The organism is Marinicella sediminis (genome assembly GCF_002000055.1).
GTDB classification, from domain to species: domain Bacteria; phylum Pseudomonadota; class Gammaproteobacteria; order Xanthomonadales; family Marinicellaceae; genus Marinicella; species Marinicella sediminis.
Genome location: NZ_MVBD01000005.1, coordinates 157,479 through 173,631, shown reverse-complemented (window position 1 = coordinate 173,631; position 16,153 = coordinate 157,479). Strand labels below are relative to the sequence as shown.

The window sequence follows — 16,153 nt, the reverse complement described above, 5'->3', positions numbered from 1 at the left end:
CAATCTCAGACCAGCTTTTTGAAATCGATAAAGGGCATGGGCTTATTGTAATAGAAGCCTTGTGCCTGATCGCATGATTCCTGCTTGAGCAAATTCAATTGCTCCTCATTTTCAATTCCTTCGGCAACGGTGGTGATTCTGAGGTTACGTCCCATGGTAATCATGGTCTTCACCAATTCAAAATCATCTTTATCAGTATCTATGTCATGAATGAACGATTTATCGATTTTCAACACATTGACCGGAAAGTTTTTCAGGTATGACAAGGATGAGTAGCCGGTACCAAAATCATCGATGGCCACAGATATGCCCAGAGCAGTCAATTGCCTGAGAATGTGTCTGCTGTTCTCTACATTCTGGATCAGTGTCTGCTCGGTGAGTTCCAGCTCCAGTCGTTCAGCGGGAAACTCAGTCAGCGTCAACAATTGTTGCAGTTTGGTAATGAATTCAGGGTGTTCGAGTTGTTTGGCAGAAATGTTGAACGACATAAACAATTCGCTGTTTCGTTCCAACAAAGGTTTGAATTGAATACAACTTCGTTCAAACATTTGCCAGGTCACCGGGATGATCAGCGAGGTCTCTTCCAGAAAATCAATGAACTCAACTGGCTCAACCAACTCAAAAGGTGATGGCTGCCAGCGCAGCAATGCCTCGGCACCGATGAGTTTGCCATCAGACAAGCGATACCGGGGTTGAAAAAACATGTCAAATTCATCATTGTCATTGGCGGTATGCAACCTTGAAATCAGCTGAACCCGATCTTTGGCTTTTTGTTCAAGCGTTGAATCATAGATCGCATAAGTATTCCGGCCCATGGCTTTGGCCCGGTAAAGTGCGGCATCGGCATGTGACAATAACTCGATGACATTTTCACCGTGTTGCGGAAAGAAAGCCACACCCACACTGCCAGTCAGACGAATTTGGTGCTCATCGATGCGAATCGGGTACTCCAGGGATTTAAGAAACCGCTCTACCAACTTGGTGACATGATCGACACTGAGTTTACCAGGCAGGTAGACCACAAACTCATCACCACCCATACGGGCAATCACATCGTCGTGCCTGAACACCCGGTTAAACAGCACCGGTAATTTTTTCAGCATTTCATCGCCCACTGCGTGACCCAGGGTGTCATTGATGTCTTTGAAATGATCCAGGTCGATGAACAACAGGGTGAATTGCTGCTCATTGATCGCTCCTTGCTTGACCTTATTTTTGATGAAATTGGTGATGTAATGACGGTTAGGCAAATGAGTCAGGGTATCGTGGTTGGCCAGATACTCCAGTTCAAACTGGGCTTTTTCACGTTCACTGATTTGCCGAGACAATTCGAAAGACTGGTTGTTGGCCTTCAACTTGGACATCAAGGTGAGCATAAACAACGCCGCTATGATGGTACCGGCAATGGCAATGAAGTAAGGCAATGGCGAGATGATCAGATCCAGCGATGCTTCAGTGGGATACACTTTAAACACCCAGCCTTCCTCGTCGGAATCAAGGTTCATCATAAAGTATTCCAAATGTGAAGAAGCTCCCAGTTCAGGACCATTGGAATAAACTGTATCGGTACTTGAATAAGTTTTGGTATAGAAACCTGACTTCAGAGGATCGCCGAGCACATCATCTATGAATTCCCCGATATGAACTTCTATGGCCAGAAAACCATCAAAAGATGACCCGCTGCCAATCGGCTGAATGATGTAAATCACTTTATATTCACCAAGATCAAAAGCAGGCGTAAACTCAGGGGCACCAGCCTCTTTGGACCGGACCAGTAGATCGACCATCTTTTGAGTTGTCAGCAGTTCGTTGATCTGTCGGTAATGATCATACTGTAGAGACTCGACCCAGCGGTTTCTGAACCCCTCATCAATCCACCAAATGGTGTCTACGCCTTTGGCCCGGTTGATGAAATCCTGGGCATCTGCCCGCCAATTGGCTTCTGATGTGCCCTGATTGTTTTGCCACCGTTTGGCCATGCCATTAAGGTCTGCCATCAGGTCCTGGGTGTTTTTAAGCAATTTGTCCTGAGTGCTGTCTGCCTGACTTTTTAAAATCTGACTGAGAACAGCCTGTTGTGACTGATGCACATAATAGGCAATGAACAACGCAGCCAAAAACAACATCAATGAAATGGTGATGGTGGCGGTTAACGATTCTTTTTTAGATGTTAATTCCTGATATGACAAGCTGTATCCGATCCCAAATTAAGACCAAACTGTCCACATGATTCACCTGCTCAATCGGCAGAATCAATCAAAACAAAGGCAACAAAAAAGTGCTCTTATTGGCACTTCATATCATCCATACGCACAGACAGACTCATTGTTCAGTAAAGAGAATAGCATGACTGCCCAATAAGTACAAATCATTTGAAGGTCACAAAACCGCCAGATCGCCTTTCTCCTGGAGCCAGGATTTTCGTTCTGAAGCCCGTTTTTTGGCCAGCAGCATATCCATGATTTTATGGGTATTATCCCCGGCTTCAACACTCAATTGAATCAACCGTCTGGTGTCAGGCGCAATGGCACTTTCGCGCAATTGTGATGGATTCATTTCACCCAACCCTTTGAAACGGGTGACGCTGACTTTTCCTTTGATTTTATCTTGTTCTATGCGATGCAATATCTGATCTCGCTCGCTGGCGTCCACTGCATAAAATTTTTGTTTGCCGACATCAACCCGGTACAAGGGTGGCATAGCCACGAATATGTGCCCGGCTCTTACAGCTGGTTCAAAATGTCGCAAAAACAAGGCACATAACAAAGTTGCAATGTGCAAACCGTCTGAATCGGCATCAGCCAGAATGATGATTTTACCATAACGCAGCCCTGATAAATCTGTACTGCCCGGATCGACCCCCATGGCGACTGCCAAGTCGTGAACTTCCTGAGAAGCCATAACCTGAGTAGACTCCACCTCCCAAGAATTGAGGATTTTTCCCCGCAATGGCATGATGGCCTGAAACTCCCGATCCCTCGCCTGCTTTGCTGAACCCCCAGCTGAGTCACCCTCAACCAGAAACAACTCACCCTGCATGGGGTCCTGAGAACTGCAATCTGCCAATTTTCCCGGAAGCGCAGGGCCTGCTGTGACTTTTTTCCGCACCACTTGCTTGGCTTTGCGCATGCGGTTCTGAGCATGCTGAATCGCCAGCATGGCGATTTTTTCACCCGTATCTACATTTTGATTCATCCACAGAATCAGTGCGTCTTTGACCGTATTGGCTACATAAGAAGCGATTGACCTGGATGACAATCGTTCTTTGGTTTGGCCGGAAAACTGGGGGTCTTTCATCTTGGCTGACAACACGTAACTGACCCGGTCCCAAACATCGTCCGGAGAAAGCTTTAGCCCACGTGGCAACAGGTTATGGCTCTCGGCAAAATCCCTGATGGCCTCGGTCAGGCCCGTGCGCAAGCCATTAACGTGTGTACCACCCTGTGCGGTGGGAATTAAATTAACGTAACTTTCAGTGATCAGTTCGCCTTGCGGAATCCAGGTAAGTGCCCAGTCGACATTGAACTCATCATCCTTGTGTTCACCCACAAAACCTTCGGCAGGGATCAACTCCTCTGCCTCGATGGCATCCAGTAAGTATTCAGTCAAACCATCCTGATACTGCCAACTTTCTTCGCTGTCATCCAGCAGATTTTTAAAATGGACCTGTAGACCAGAACACAACACGGCTTTGGCTTTCAGCAGGTGCTTCAGCTTTCTCACACCTACTTTGGTGGTATCAAAGTATTCAGCAGCCGGGGTAAACTGAACCCGGGTTCCGGTATTTCTTTGACCCACCTGACCCACCACTTTGAGCTCTGACACTTTCAGGCCGTGCTCAAAAGCAATGTGATGCTCTTTGCCATCCCGTTTGATCCATACATCCAGTCGTTCACTCAAGGCATTAACCACTGAGACCCCAACCCCATGAAGGCCACCAGAAAAAGTGTAATTTTTGTTGGAAAACTTGCCACCGGCATGCAGCTTTGAAAGGATCAGCTCAACACCGGATACACCATGTTTTTCATGGACATCCACTGGCATTCCGCGACCGTCATCAGCGACTTCAATGCTGCCATCTTTGTGTAAAGTAACCGAAATTTTACCCGCATGACCTTCCAGGGCTTCATCGACTGAATTGTCGACCACTTCCTGAATCAGATGATTGGGCCTTGAAGTTTCGGTATACATCCCCGGCCGGCGTTTTACCGGATCCAGGCCGGAAAGTACTTCAATGTCAGATGATTGATATGTTTTTGTCATAAATACAGTTCAGTTTGTTTCAGTCTTCCACTTAATTGAACACCCCATCGAAGGATGCTGCTCAGTGGTTATTTGACCAGTTTCAACCCATTCTTTCATGGCCAGCACCAAATCCCTCCGGTAGTCATCATTGGACTCTTGAATGCCCGCCGCATCCAGACGGCCACGGTATCGCAAAACACCATGTGCATCCAAACCAAAAAAGTCCGGAGTACACACCGCTCCGTATGCCCTGGCAATTTGTTGGGATTCATCATACAGGTAAGGAAACGGAAATTGGTAACGGTCAGCCACCCGACGCATGTTATCGAATGAGTCTTCCGGGTATTCTGCCACATCATTGGACATGATGGCCACCGCATTGACGCCGATTTTTTGTAACCGACGGGCATCACTGACCAGGGCTTTCATAATAGATTTAACATATGGACAATGGTTGCAAATGAACATCACCACCAGACCATTCCTGCCCATCACATTTGCCAGGGACCATGACCGCTCATCGACACCAGGCAAAATGAAATCCGGGGCCTGCAACGGTTCAGATTTCGGTGTATATCTCAGTCCCATCAGTCGGCTCGTTGGTGGCAATATAAATATCCAGATAAGCATGGTACTGCGCGCACAGCCCCACTCCCAGCAATGTCACCATGGCAAACATGATCACCAGATTCACCACCATTGCACTGGCTGTGCCCATGACCATCATCAACAATGAAATCATTAAACTGGCCAGCACGATGACCGCGAAGGTCATTAAAATAAACATCACTGTCAGGGCCAAAAATGCACGCCAGGCTGATAATACACCAGCCACACTCCACTGCATGGCTTTCCAGGGCAACTGCGCATGATACAACACCAAAACCGGTGCGAATGCCATTGCCAATGCCACCGGCAGGTTGGTCAGCAAAGCCACCATGACACGCACAAATGCTTCCTTGCCAGGCATGGTTTGCACCATCTGTTCAGTGACTTCAACGGGTAATCCCAGCAACAGCAGCAATTGATTGTGTATCAACTGAAACAGCACACTGAGCAATGCCGTCAACACACCCAACACAACCAGTTGATTAAAAACCTTCAGCACATCTGCCCGGGCTGCGGCCAGATTGACCCCTTGTTGATTTTTGGATTGCTGACAAAGGGCCATGATGAATGCGGTCAACAAGGGCGAAAATACCAGCATCACCACAAACACCAAAACCGGTAAAAACTGCATCACCAAAGTCGCCATTACCAACAACAAAAGGCAAGCAAGATACCAGTAAGATTTGATTTTTTTGAAAGTCATCACCCCCTGATCAAACCACTGACGTCCGTTTTTCCAGTTAAAGGTCTGTTGATTGATGCTCAGTGGATGTGCAGACTGCTCTGATTGATTCATGATTTTCAGTTTTCGGTGGTGGCATTTGGTATACCATCTATGGCCGCAGCCATGGCATACCAACATAAGGTAGCGGATTTTATTCTGGAGGGGAATTTTTTCACGGTAGACAGGGTATTGATTTCACCCAGCCCGCCGATTTCTTGCAGGTCGTTGTTTTTATCCATCAATTGCTTGAACAATTTGAACTTCTTTTGCCAGGTTTCTACCGACATACCAGTAGAAAACTCAGTCATCAGCGAAGCCGATGCCATTGATATGGCACAACTTTCACCCGCATAATGAACCGCTTGCAGACAGTCTTCACTGATCGTCAGATACACATGAACCAAATCACCACAAACTGCATTCAAGCCTTCAGAATGATGCGTCCAGGACTCAGGAACCCCATAATTTCTGGGGTTCCTGTTGTGTTCCAATACTGTTTTTTTATACAGTTTATTTAAATCAGACATCCTACTCAAACATGGCTTTTGCTTTGAGCAGAGATTCTACCAGAACATCGACCTCTTGTTCAGTGTTATAAAAGGCCAGTGAAGCCCGGCAACTGCCAGCCAGTCCAAAATACTGGAATATTGGCATCGTGCAATGATGACCGGTCCGAATGGCCACCCCACAATGATCAATAATGGTGCCAATGTCATGCGCATGAATGCCATCAATGTTAAAAGAAAAAACCGGTGACTTTTCAACCGCAGTGCCCACCATTTTCAATCCTGGCACTTCACTGAGGGCCTGCTCAGCATAGATCCTGAGTTGCTGGTCACGATCAGCGATCTGTGACATCCCTGTCTCCATCATGAATTCGGCAGCCGCACCCAAACCGATGCCACCAGCAATGTGAGGGGTGCCGGCTTCAAACTTTGCCGGAACGGCATTATAGACCGTGGACTCAAATGTGACTTTACTGATCATCTCACCTCCACCGTGATACGGCGGCATGGCTTCCAGATGTTCAGCTTTACCAAACAACACACCAGAACCGGTGGGTCCATACATTTTGTGGCCTGAAACGGTATAAAAATCACAATCAAGATCCTGTACATCCACCGGCAAGTGAGGCATTGCCTGGGCACCGTCTACCAGCACAGGTACGCCTTTGTCATGCGCCATGGCAATCATTTTCTTAACCGGATTAATGGTCCCCAGCGCATTGGACACATGAACCACTGACATGAACCGGGTTTTTTCTGTCAACAACTGATCCAGCTGATCGAGTTGTAATTCACCCTGATCATTCATGGGTATGACCTTAAGCACGGCACCGGTTTGTTCGCAGAGGATTTGCCAGGGTACGATGTTAGAGTGATGTTCCAGATGTGAAATCAGGATCTCGTCTCCAGCCTGAATGCGACTGCGAACAAATGTCTGAGCCACCAGATTAACACCTTCGGTACATCCCCTGACGAATATCAGGTTTTTATCAGATGGCGCATTCAACAACCTGGCCAGTGATTGCCGGGCTTGTTCATACAACGCTGTGGCTGACTCACTCAAACTGTGAACACCGCGGTGGATGTTGGCGTTGTGGTGCAGGTAGTAATCCATGATGGCATCCAATACCCGCTGAGGTCGTTGTGCAGTGGCGGCATTGTCCAGATAAACCAGTGGTTTGCCATGAACGGTTTGCTGCAATCCTGGAAATTGTTCCCTCAACATATGATGGCCTCCTGTTCAAATGATTCGATCATGATGTCTCTGGCTTCGGCCACTGGTATGCCACGTGACTGTAAATAAAACAAGGATTGTTCATCCAAAGCGCCGATGGTTGAACCATGTGCTGCGATCACTTCATCGGCATAGACTTCAAGTTCAGGCTTACTGAAAATTTTGGCGTCTTCTGATAACAGGATGTTTTTCAAATCCTGTTCAATTTCAGACTGATCCGCTCCCGGCGCCACCAGGGCTTTGGCATTGTTAAAAATTTGCGACCGGTCTTTGGCCATGGAACGGTGTGTGACTTCAGATCGGTTGTTTTTATGATGATGATTTACATTAACAATATCGGTTATATTATTGTTGTCAAATGATTTATTTATCGATCCCGATTTAAAAAGAGATTCAGACTGATTGAAATTCACTTGTTGGATGTGATGCTGCAGCGAACCTCCCTGATGCCAGTTCATGCTGATCACTTCTGCGCCCTCTGCCAGCTCATAACAGGTGAAGCCAACCATGGCTCCCTGTTCATTGAGGTTGATGTGTTGCAGGCGGTTCAAACGAGCCTTGCTGTTGACATCAAATACATTGACCACATTGATCCTGCCCGATGACAATTGCTCATGAACCGTGATGCCGCTGTTGGCAGACAAAACAAACTGATTACGCACATAATGCCATTTTCCGGCTTCGGCAAAATCATAGATAACCACCACCTGACCACTGTCCTCTGAAGGAGCGGCGATCAAACCGACGCCCTGGCTGTACAACAAAGTGTTGCTCAGATTGGCAGCGGTTTCCTGGTCAAAGTCGAGGTCTTTGAGTTGCTCAGGTTTGGCATCCATGATGCTTGAAACCTGCAGGTGAGCTGGCCAGTTTTCTGACAAGTTGTAGCCATGTTCACTGATGGTAATCACCCATTGCGGCACCTCACCCAGGTCTTTTAATTGCCCACTGGACGACTTTTCCTCAGCCAATCTGCCGGCATCTGCATACCGCCAGTATTCCAGTTTACGGCTGGGATCCTGGTATGACTTTAATTGCATACCAGCTCGCTCACGCTGTGCTTTGAGCCAAGCTGGTTGAGCTTCGTTCACGGTCAGCTGTTCAGCAGCCGACAACCAATTATTGATTAAGCCAGCCATAACCTTGCTCTTCCAGTTCCAGGGCCAGCTTTTTACTGCCGGATTTAACAATCTTACCGTCTGCCAGGACATGAACAAAATCAGGCTCTATGTAGTCCAGCAATCTTTGGTAGTGAGTGATGATGATGAATGAACGATCTGCAGAACGCAATTGATTAACACCATCTGCGACTATTTTCAGCGCATCAATGTCCAAGCCGGAATCTGTTTCATCAAGTATCGCCAGCCGGGGTTCGAGAACACCCATCTGAAAAACTTCATTGCGTTTCTTTTCACCACCGGAGAAGCCCACATTAACCGGTCTTTTCAGCAAATCGTCGCGCATGTTCATGGCCTTTATTTTCTGTTTTACCATGCGCAGAAACTGAGCAGAGTCAACAGGCTCCTCACCCCGGTATTTGCGTTGGGCATTCAGAGCTGTGCGCAAGAAGTACATGTTGTTGACACCTGGAATCTCCACTGGATACTGGAAGGCCAGAAATACGCCTTCAGCTGCACGCTCCTCAGGGTCCAACGCCAACAGATCCTTGCCCAGGAACTCAACCGAGCCACTTTGTGGCTCCACGTAGGGCATACCTGCCAGCAGGTTACCAAGGGTACTCTTGCCTGCACCATTGGGGCCCATGATGGCATGCACTTCACCGGGTTTAACTTCCAGGTTCAGTCCTTTCAAAATGTCTTTGTCGCCTGCTTTGGCGTAAATGTCTTTAATGGTCAACATCAACCGATCGCTCCTTCAAGTGAGATATCTAACAAGGCTTTTGCCTCAACAGCAAACTCCATGGGTAATTCTTTGAATACTTCTTTGCAAAATCCATCCACAATCAATGAGATGGCATCTTCTTCTGTGATGCCCCGCTGCAAACAATAATTCAACTGGTCTTCTGAAATTTTTGAAGTGGTGGCCTCATGCTCCAGCTTGGCGGTCATGTTGGCAGACTCAGTGTATGGAAAGGTATGTGCGCCACAGGATTTACCAATCAGCAATGAATCACATTGAGTGAAATTCCTTGCGTGGTCGGCTTTTTTGGCCACCCGCACCATTCCCCGATAAGCATTCTGACTTTTGCCAACAGATATGCCTTTAGAAATCACCGTGCTTTTGGTGTTTTTGCCCAGGTGAATCATCTTGGTACCGGTATCGGCTTGCTGATGATTATTGGTCAGGGCCACAGAATAAAACTCACCACTGGAGTGATCACCACGCAGCACACAACTGGGATATTTCCAGGTGATGGCTGAACCGGTTTCCACTTGTGTCCAGCTGATCTTTGAGTTTTTGCCCAAACAGTTACCCCTTTTGGTCACAAAATTGTAAATACCGCCTTTGCCATCTTCATCACCAGGGTACCAGTTTTGTACGGTGGAATACTTGATTTTGGCATCATCCATGGCCACCAACTCAACCACCGCCGCATGTAATTGATTTTCATCACGCATCGGTGCAGTGCAACCTTCCAGGTAGCTGACATAAGATCCGGCTTCGGCCACGATCAGGGTGCGTTCAAACTGACCGGTATTGATCGCGTTGATTCGAAAGTATGTGGACAATTCCATCGGACACCTGACACCTTCAGGAATGTAGACAAATGAGCCGTCACTGAACACCGCAGCATTCAGAGCAGCAAAATAATTGTCACTGGATGGCACCACTGAACCCAGGTATTTTTTCACCAATTCAGGGTGGTCATGAACAGCTTCTGAAAAGGAGCTGAATATCACCCCGGCTTTTTCCAGTTCAGCTTTGAATGTGGTACCTACTGACACTGAATCAAAAACCGCATCAACAGCCACACCAGCCAAACGTTCACGTTCGTGCAAAGGCACCCCCAGTTTGTCATAAGTTTCCAGTAATTTAGGGTCAACTTCATCCAGTGATTTGGGGGCATTTTCTTTGTTGGCATTCGGCGATGAATAGTAAGAAATGGCCTGAAAATCAATCTCCGGAATGTTCAGTTTTGCCCAGTCAGGCTGTGTCATCTTTTGCCATTTGGCAAATGCATCCAAACGATAATCCAACAGCCATTGTGGCTCATCTTTTTTCTCCGAGATCAGGCGGATGGTGTTTTCATCCAAACCGGGCGGGATGGTGAAGGACTCGATGTCTGTGACAAAGCCTTCTTTGTACTTTTGCTTGGCGCGGGCTTTGACGACCGCATTGTCTTCTTTGATTTCCAGCTTTTGTTTCATGGTTTTATCTGTAAATTCAGTTTTTTGGGTTCTTCCAGAATGTCACTTACCGTGACACTTTGTAAGGCATCGAGTATGACCTGATTGACCCGTTTCATTCCGGCACTCATCAGGCAGCTGCGGGTCAGATGGCAGGCATCATCATCATCGGCACACTCAGTCAGAGACAGCCCACCTTCCATGGCCACTATCACTTCATTGAGGCTGATGTCCTGTTGGCTTCTGACCAAAAAATAGCCACCCAAGGCTCCTCTTTTGGAATTCAACAAACCCGCTTTTTTCAGCTTTTTCAGCACCTTGCTCACCGTCGGGGTTTCCAGGCCAGTTAATCCTGCTAGGTGATCCGCAGACGCAGGCGAAGATGACTCTTTCAAAGCCATAATCACCATGAAGGCATACTCTGTGAGTTTGGACATCTTGATCATGCGCGTATGATAACAGAAATAGTACTAAATCAGTACTGTTTCAAGTGCGATTCATCTGATTTGAAGATTAAATGACAGATTCAGCGCTTTAACACAACAAAACCCGACTGGATGAACAGGTTCGCAACTCAGTGAACAACCGGCAACAAACTGTAGTTACACCTGTTCTCGCCGTAACCGGGGTTCTGTTTCAGTCAAAACCAGCAGCAAAAATCACCTCACTTTGGATGACCACCGCAGACAGGTCATCACGCACAAATCGATAAAATTGCTGGCTGCCCTGATCTCCCCGCTGACCAGAAAGGACATAAGCCAGTACATAGACAGTGCCCACCGGCTCAGCAGGTGGAATCCAAAACATCGAACGATTGGACACACTGCCATGGGTGCTGGTGTGGGTGACCGCCATGGCATTGCCATCACATTCCTGAACCTGGGTTTCACTGTTGAAATCAAACGTCCCTACCTTGGAACCGTTTTCATCAACCACTGAAATCACTATCCCGGTAAAAGGTGCTCCTGACAGGGTGATTTCAACGAAATCAGTGCTGTTATAAAACGCTGTATCGGCCACCAATGTGAACGGTCCTGTGTGCTGATTTCTGTTTCGACTGCCCATTGCCGTGATGGTGGAGAAATCAGCCACCACATCACAGGTTCCAGCACCTGTTCCAAAGCCCCAGACCTGACCGGTACAGCCTGCCACCAATATAAATACCACAACGCGCATGAACCTAACTCCTCAATGATGAATAAAACTTCAGTTTAAATCATCGGCCAGGAAAAACTGTCAATTGCTTCACAAAACACTTCTCTTACTGGTAGCTCAGGCACTGTTTGTCAGGATTTAACCCGCTTTGATTTCCACATTGGCGCCGGGCTGCAAACTGTCTGCACCGCGAATGACGACCTGATCACCAGCTTCCAGCTCTGCTTCAATGGCAATCATTTCTCCCACATTTTCATGGGCTTTGATGGCCACCTGCTCCACGGTATTGTCTGCACTTACTTTAAACACAAAAGTGCCATTTTCCCTGAGCACCAGGGCATCCTGATTGACCACAAGTGACTGACGTGGCCGATACATGGGTACTGAGACACTGACCAGTTGCCCCATGCTCAGGCCATGGATGTTCTCAAATGCCAGGCGCAATTCATGACTTTGACTGAGGTTGCTGCCGCCGGGAACCATGGACTTAACTCGTCCCTGCTGAGATATGCCATAGGCAAACATATCAAGGGGCTGGCCCTGCCGGATGAAAGCCGCGTAACGCAAGGGGACTTGCGCCCTGATTTCGAGGTTTTGCAAATCGGTGATACCAGCCAATACGGTTCCTGCTGACACGGTTTCTCCTTCCCGGCGATTGCGGCTTGAAACCACCCCGTCAAATGGCGCGGAGATCACCGCACGTTGCAACTGGTCTTCGATAAGTGCCAGGCGTAATTGAGCCACCTTCAGATCACTGGCAGCCACATCACGTTGTGAAGCCGTTTGCTCAACGGTATTGGCAGAAACAGAACTGGCTTTGACCAGGTCCTGTTGCCTTTTCAGATTGGTTTCCAAATAGCTCAATTGAGCCTGAGCCCGCTGTGTCAGGGCCAGTTGTTCTGCTTGTTGCAGCTGCAGTGCTGTGGTATCCATACGCACCACCACATCGCCAGTCTTGAGTTGTGTTCCAGGCGCTGCCACATACGCCAATTGCCCGGAGATGGCGGCGGTGAGTTGAATGTCATTGACGCTGTACACATGCCCGGTGACCGGCATGGTCGGCACCACTTCGGTTTGCTTAACCACATCTGTGATGACTGGAATCGCCGGTGGCGTGCTTTGAGGTTGCGCAGACAGCGCCGAGCAAACCATCAGCAAAAGGGGGAAGAGTGTGTTTTTCATGTTTTGACTCCTTGGTTGCCGGCGACATGCTCGCCATCGGCAGTTGTTGATTGTTGGTTTCTGGTCAACCATTGGTTCAGGCGATGAACCCAGTCCCCCGGTTGCCCAAGCTGCAGCAGCCCCGGCATCAGCACCAGGGTGAATAATAAACTGAAAATCATGCCGCCAATGATTACCGTGGCCAGCCCCCGGTAGATATCCGAGCCAACACCGGGAATCATCAGCAAAGGCAACATACCAAAAATACTGGTCAGCGTTGACATGTATACTGGTCTGGCACGAACCCGCACGGCCTGATTCACCGCTGCCACACGGCTCAGCCCGCCTGACTCGGCTTCCCGAGTCTGACTGACCAGCAAAATGGCGTTGTTGACCACCAGGCCCAATAGAATGATGAAACCAATCATGGTCAGCATGTCCAATGATTGATATGACACCAGGTTCAGCAGTTTCAGCGCCAGCAATCCACCAGCCAGTGCCAGAGGCATCACCGCCAACACCAGCAGTGAATCCTTCATCGATTTAAAGATGGCCGCCATCATCAGGAACAAGATCAGTATAGCCAGCATAAAATTATTCAGCATGTCACCCAATGCCGACTCCAGGCGATCTGCGCTGCCTTTGTACTGGATGGCAGCGCCATCAGGTAACAAGGTCCTGATCTGAGGACCTGCCACATCCCGCAATTGATCAAGGGCTTCCTCAACCGTCATGGCAGCTGCCGGCAACACCTGCAAACTGATGGTCTTTTGGCCGTCTACCCTTTGAATTCTGCTGGGCCCGACGGTACGCTGGATTGTCGCCAACGAACCAATCGTTTGAGCTCCAGCCAACGGCGTGGCAATCGGCATGGCTGCCAGTTGGTCCGGATTGCTCCAGCCATCTGAGCGCAGAATCATGTTGTAACGGTTGTTACCATCAAAATATTCACCGACAAACAAGCCACCTGTGAAAGCCCTGATGGCACTGGCCAAGGCCCTGGAAGTCAAACCCACTTCATTAATCCGGTGCTCGTTGGGAATGATCTGCAGCTCAGGTTCTGACAGCGATAAACCTGACAACGGCCTGACCATGGCTCCGGGAAGTGCCTGTTGTATCACCGGCATACTTTGTCTGGCTGCCTGCATCAGACCGGATAAATCAGCGCCTTGCAAATTCACTGTGATTGAACGCCCACCATTGTTACCCACCCCCAGCAACGAGGCTCGGCTGGGGTAAGCGGTGGTGTCCGGGATGCCTTTAAGCATATCACCACTGAGCATCTCAACAAACAATTCAGTGTCTTCCGGATTAAGCGGGTATAAATAAAGGATGCTGTTGGTACCAAACATTGACAGGTTATAGCCTTTAATGAACGGTTCCTGCTGATGATCCATGTGGGGCCTGAGGCGATCAACAATGATCCGGCCAATCTCATTTTCATACACCTCGGTGGTCACCCCGGGAGGGGCATTGAAAAACACCTGTACGGCATCCGCTTTGGCTGGTGGCAGAAAATCCGCCTTGGGCATCAGCCCTACCACAATCAGCATGGACATGCTCAATAAACCAATGATCCAGGCATGACGTTTACGGCTGCTGCTGGTCAATTGCATGACCCAGCGGGTGATGTTGTCCCACCAATGCTGATGAGGATCGGCTTTGGCAGACGGTTTTAACCACAGGCGACTGGCCACCGGAATGATGGTGATCGCTGCCAGCAGCGAGGCCACAACACTGACTGACAAAGTGATCGCCAGGTCTGAAAACATCTGTCCTTCCATTCCCTCCAGAAACAAGATTGGCAAAAAGATGGCGATGGTGGTGACGGTGGACGCAAATAATGCCCCCTGCACCTGACTGGCCCCCTTCACCACCGCTGCTGACAGTGGCATGCCATCCTGCCGGTAGCGAACGATGTTTTCCTGCACGATGATGGCCGCATCGAGGATCAGCCCGACAGCAAATGCCAGCCCCGCCAATGAAATGACATTCAGCGACAGATCAAACACCTTCAGTGCCATAAATGCCACCAACAATGAAACAGGGATCGAAGTGGCAATGATTAATGTTGAACGGCGGTCCCGGAGAAAAAAGAACAAAGTACCGATCGACAACAATACCCCCAACCCCAGGTTGTTTTTCACCAGATCAATCGCCCTTCTGATGTAAACCGACGCATCATAACTCAACTCAATGATCAAACCGGCATCATCCAGTGGTCCGGCATTCAACTCATCAATGGCCAGATTCACTTCATCAAGTATGGCCACAGTGTTGGAATCTGAACCGCTTTGCAGGGTGATGTAATATGAGGGGTAACCATTGCGTTTATTCACCCCAAATCCATCAACCGGAACTTTATCAACGCTGGCTATTTCACTCAACTGCACAGGCCTGTCATCCACCCAGGCGACAATCATGTTATTGAGTTGATCAAGATCATGCTGACCCAGAAAACGCACAGTATATTGACGTCGGCCGACATCAGCAAAACCAGCTGACACGTCTGTGGCCGCAGCGATGGACTGAGACACACTGGCAATCGGCACACCCAGTGCAGCGGCCTGATAAGGGTCAAAATTGATCCTCACTTCAAGCGGTCTGCGGGAGTTCATATTGACCCGGCTGACACCAGGGATTCTGGCCAGCCTTGGCTCAATCACTTCATCAAACACATGTTCATATTCAGCTGAAGTGTAATCAGCATCGGTGTTGTCTTTCTGGGTATACACCTGAATCGAAGCCACATTGGGTTGGCCTTGTCCGCCAACAGCAACAAATGGCTCACCAGCATCCACCGGTAAGGGCGGCGCCTGGTTGAGGTTGTTGATGACATTGATGAACGCCTGTTGCATGTCCGTATCCTGCTCAAATGTCAGGGTGGTGTTGGTGAATCCGCGATTGATGTTACTGGTGATTTCTGTCAGTCCGGGGGTCCGTCTGAGAATTGTTTCCTGTGGCTCAATGATATTAGACTCCATCTCAGCTGGTGCAGCGGCCCGCCAATTATTAAAAATGGATATCTGAGGTTGTGAAAGGTTGGGTAAGAGTTGTATCGGACGGTCTTTGATGGCCAGATAACCAAACAGGGTTATCAGTGCCAGGATCACTGCTATACTGGCTGGATTTTTAATGCTGCTTTGGGTTAAGTTCATGACACACCTGTTATTTTCACGCCAGTTTAACAACCCCCTGCCCACCTTCAATGTGC

General features: G+C 48.6%; 13 protein-coding genes. All 13 read right to left on the bottom strand.

Annotated elements, in window-relative coordinates:
- Positions 1-5: 5 nt before the first annotated feature.
- The gene (locus tag B0475_RS08770) at positions 6-2,189 is read right to left on the bottom strand and encodes a putative bifunctional diguanylate cyclase/phosphodiesterase (RefSeq protein WP_077411435.1); all 2,184 of its coding nucleotides are present in this window, start codon (positions 2,187-2,189) and stop codon (positions 6-8) included.
- A gap of 190 nt (positions 2,190-2,379) precedes the next feature.
- Positions 2,380-4,263 carry a DNA topoisomerase IV subunit B gene (gene parE, locus B0475_RS08765; RefSeq protein ID WP_077411434.1) on the bottom strand — a complete coding sequence of 628 codons (1,884 nt, stop codon included), beginning with the start codon at positions 4,261-4,263 and terminating at the stop codon, positions 2,380-2,382.
- A gap of 9 nt (positions 4,264-4,272) precedes the next feature.
- On the bottom strand, positions 4,273-4,833 hold the full coding sequence (locus B0475_RS08760; RefSeq protein ID WP_077411433.1) for a thioredoxin family protein: 561 nt from the start codon (positions 4,831-4,833) through the stop codon (positions 4,273-4,275).
- The gene (locus B0475_RS08755; protein ID WP_077411432.1) at positions 4,805-5,650 is read right to left on the bottom strand and encodes a BPSS1780 family membrane protein; all 846 of its coding nucleotides are present in this window, start codon (positions 5,648-5,650) and stop codon (positions 4,805-4,807) included. Before B0475_RS08755 ends, B0475_RS08760 begins: the two co-directional genes overlap by 29 nt.
- Before the next feature lie 5 nt (positions 5,651-5,655).
- Positions 5,656-6,105, bottom strand: coding sequence for a Fe-S cluster assembly sulfur transfer protein SufU (sufU, locus tag B0475_RS08750; RefSeq protein ID WP_077411431.1), 450 nt, complete (start codon positions 6,103-6,105; stop codon positions 5,656-5,658).
- A gap of 1 nt (position 6,106) precedes the next feature.
- Complete coding sequence (locus B0475_RS08745; RefSeq protein ID WP_077411430.1) at positions 6,107-7,309, bottom strand: aminotransferase class V-fold PLP-dependent enzyme; 1,203 nt, start codon at positions 7,307-7,309, stop codon at positions 6,107-6,109.
- Complete coding sequence (locus B0475_RS08740; RefSeq protein ID WP_157892824.1) at positions 7,303-8,454, bottom strand: SufD family Fe-S cluster assembly protein; 1,152 nt, start codon at positions 8,452-8,454, stop codon at positions 7,303-7,305. The genes B0475_RS08745 and B0475_RS08740 overlap by 7 nt, the downstream gene beginning before the upstream one ends.
- Positions 8,435-9,175 carry a Fe-S cluster assembly ATPase SufC gene (gene sufC, locus B0475_RS08735; protein ID WP_077411428.1) on the bottom strand — a complete coding sequence of 247 codons (741 nt, stop codon included), beginning with the start codon at positions 9,173-9,175 and terminating at the stop codon, positions 8,435-8,437. Before sufC ends, B0475_RS08740 begins: the two co-directional genes overlap by 20 nt.
- Positions 9,175-10,644, bottom strand: a complete 1,470-nt coding sequence (sufB, locus tag B0475_RS08730; RefSeq protein WP_077411427.1) for a Fe-S cluster assembly protein SufB — start codon at positions 10,642-10,644, stop codon at positions 9,175-9,177. Before sufB ends, sufC begins: the two co-directional genes overlap by 1 nt.
- Entirely contained in the window at positions 10,641-11,060 is a 420-nt protein-coding gene (locus B0475_RS08725) for an SUF system Fe-S cluster assembly regulator (protein WP_198538177.1), read from the bottom strand. The genes sufB and B0475_RS08725 overlap by 4 nt, the downstream gene beginning before the upstream one ends.
- A 199-nt stretch (positions 11,061-11,259) precedes the next feature.
- Complete coding sequence (locus tag B0475_RS08720; protein WP_077411425.1) at positions 11,260-11,799, bottom strand: Reeler domain-containing protein; 540 nt, start codon at positions 11,797-11,799, stop codon at positions 11,260-11,262.
- A gap of 117 nt (positions 11,800-11,916) precedes the next feature.
- On the bottom strand, positions 11,917-12,960 hold the full coding sequence (locus B0475_RS08715; protein WP_157892823.1) for an efflux RND transporter periplasmic adaptor subunit: 1,044 nt from the start codon (positions 12,958-12,960) through the stop codon (positions 11,917-11,919).
- Positions 12,957-16,097, bottom strand: a complete 3,141-nt coding sequence (locus tag B0475_RS08710; protein ID WP_077411423.1) for an efflux RND transporter permease subunit — start codon at positions 16,095-16,097, stop codon at positions 12,957-12,959. Before B0475_RS08710 ends, B0475_RS08715 begins: the two co-directional genes overlap by 4 nt.
- Between the last annotated feature and the right edge of the window lie 56 nt (positions 16,098-16,153).